Origin of the sequence: Alcanivorax sp., assembly GCF_014762765.1 — a bacterium.
Classification (GTDB): domain Bacteria; phylum Pseudomonadota; class Gammaproteobacteria; order Pseudomonadales; family Alcanivoracaceae; genus Alcanivorax.
Window position 1 is genome coordinate 1 of record NZ_JABURH010000098.1, and the last position, 2,198, is coordinate 2,198.

Annotated in this window: 4 protein-coding genes; all 4 read left to right on the forward strand. The window is 61.8% G+C overall.

What is annotated here, in order from left to right:
- Positions 1 to 630 (forward strand): cytochrome c biogenesis heme-transporting ATPase CcmA, encoded by a 630-nt coding sequence (gene ccmA, locus HUJ17_RS05275; protein ID WP_290509692.1) that lies wholly within the window; start codon positions 1 to 3, stop codon positions 628 to 630.
- The gene (ccmB, locus tag HUJ17_RS05280; protein ID WP_063508293.1) at positions 627 to 1,295 is read left to right on the forward strand and encodes a heme exporter protein CcmB; all 669 of its coding nucleotides are present in this window, start codon (positions 627 to 629) and stop codon (positions 1,293 to 1,295) included. Before ccmA ends, ccmB begins: the two co-directional genes overlap by 4 nt.
- Positions 1,296 to 2,054, forward strand: a complete 759-nt coding sequence (gene ccmC, locus HUJ17_RS05285) for a heme ABC transporter permease CcmC (protein ID WP_290509693.1) — start codon at positions 1,296 to 1,298, stop codon at positions 2,052 to 2,054. It abuts the gene before it with no gap.
- On the forward strand, positions 2,054 to 2,198 hold a 145-nt coding region (gene ccmD, locus HUJ17_RS05290), incomplete at its 3' end, for a heme exporter protein CcmD (RefSeq protein ID WP_290509697.1). The genes ccmC and ccmD, both read left to right, overlap by 1 nt.

Sequence of the window (2,198 nt, forward strand, 5' to 3'; positions counted from 1 at the left end):
ATGGAGGCAATTTTGTCCGATTCATCCACCAGACTGGAGCTTGTGCAACTGGGCTGCGAGCGCGACGATCGCATGCTGTTCAGTGGCTTGAGCCTGACCGCCCGCGCCGGGGAAATCTGGCAGATTACCGGCGCCAACGGCGCCGGCAAGACCACCCTGTTGCGGATTCTGGTGGGGCTGCATGGTTTCTTCGAGGGCGAGCGCCGTTGGTGGCAGCCCCAGTGGCAGCAGGACCTGTTGTATCTGGGGCATCAGCCCGGTGTCCGCGAGGAACTCAATCCGCTGGAAAACCTGCGCTATGCCTGCGCCCTCAACCATCAGGCCGGTGACCCCATGGCGGCCCTGGCGGCGGTAGGGTTGCGGGGTTTCGAGGATGTGCCGGCAGCACACCTCTCTGCCGGCCAGAAACGGCGGGTTGCCCTGGCGCGGTTGTGGCTGGAACGCAAAGCGGTGTGGGTACTCGACGAACCCTATACGGCCATCGATCAGGACGGCGTGGCACAACTGGATGCGCAGATGCAGCAGGCCGCTGAGGCCGGCTCCCTGGTGATCTATACCTCCCACCACCGGGTTGGCGACGGCGTGCAGCGGCTGCATCTGGAGAATGGCCGTGCCGAGGTGCTTTCATGAATACCTTCCGTGCCGCGCTGGGTCGGGAATTGCTGGTGCTATGGCGCAGCCCGGCGGAGATCATCAATCCGCTATTTTTCTTCGTCATGGTGATCAGCCTGTTTCCGCTGGCAATCTCCCCGAAACCGGAATTGCTGGCTACCGTGGCGCCGGGGGTGCTCTGGGTGGCGGCTCTGTTGGCGGTGATGTTGTCCCTGGATGGGCTGTTCCGCCGGGATCAGGAAAGCGGTGTGCTGGACATGCTGCTTACCGCGCCAGTGATGCCGGTGGTGCCGGTGCTGGCCAAATTGCTGGCTCACTGGTTGCTGACCGGTCTGCCGCTGGTGCTGATTTCGCCGCTGCTGGGACACATGCTGCAACTGCCGGATGAAGCCCTGGGGACGGTGATGTTGAGCCTGCTATTGGGTACCCCGGCGCTGACCATTGTCGGCGCCATTGGCGCGGCGCTCACGGTAGGACTCAACCGAGGTGGTATCCTGCTCGCCGTGCTGGTGCTGCCCCTGTATATCCCGGTGCTGATTTTTGGCGCCGGGGCGGTGAGTGCGGCGGCCGGCGGCGCCAATGTGGATGGCATTCTGGCGATTCTGGGTGCCTTGCTGGCATTAACGATCAGTCTGGGACCGCTGGCGGTGAGCGCCGGTCTCAAAATCAGTTCAGGGAATTAAATGGTCTGGCAAACGTTGAAGCGGTGGTACCACATGCTGGGTTCACCGCGCTATTTCTACACCTTCAGCTCCCGGGTGCTGCCCTGGCTGGCGCCCATTGCCTTGCTGACTCTGGCGACCGGCCTGGTCTGGGGACTGGCCTTTGCTCCCAGTGATTATCAGCAGGGCAATAGTTACCGGATCATCTTTATCCATGTGCCCGCATCCAGCGGTGCCCTGATGGGCTACATGGCCCTGGGCGTATCCGGCCTGGTGGCGGTGGTCTGGCGCATGAAGATGGCAGAAGTGATGCTCAAGGCCATCGCTCCCTTTGGGGCGGCGCTGGCGGCCATTTCCCTGGTGACCGGTGCCCTGTGGGGCAAACCCACCTGGGGCACCTACTGGCAGTGGGATGCGCGCATGACCTCCATGCTGATTCTGCTGTTCATGTATGTGGGTGTGATTGCCTTGCAGGCGGTCATTCGTGATCCCCGCCAGGCCGCTCGTGCCGCCGGCCTGTTGGCCATGGTGGGGGTGATCAATGTGGTGATCGTGAAGTATTCCGTGGAATGGGTGCAGACCCTGCATCAGGGCTCCACCCTGAAGATGTTCGGTGAATCCACCATCGACCCGGCCATGAAGTATCCGCTGCTGTTGAGCATGCTGGGGTTGTGGCTGCTGTATGCGGTGAATGTGTTGCTGCGTGCGCGCACCGAAGTCATGTGGCGGGAACGGCGCAGCAAGTGGGTCAACAAACTGGTGAAGGAGGGCAATCGCTGATGGCTTTTGAAAGCTTTGCCGACTTCCTGGCCATGGGAAAACACGGGTTTTATGTCTGGAGCGCCTATGGAGTCAGCGCGCTTCTGATTATCGCCAACATGGCGTTGGCGATTCGCGCTCAGGGACAGGTGCGTCAACGTCTGG

Coding starts and splice junctions, on each gene's coding strand:
- ccmA (WP_290509692.1), top strand. CDS start 1: ATGGAGGCAATTTTGTCCGATTCATCCACCAGACTGGAGCTTGTGCAA.
- ccmB (WP_063508293.1), top strand. CDS start 627: ATGAATACCTTCCGTGCCGCGCTGGGTCGGGAATTGCTGGTGCTATGG.
- ccmC (WP_290509693.1), top strand. CDS start 1,296: ATGGTCTGGCAAACGTTGAAGCGGTGGTACCACATGCTGGGTTCACCG.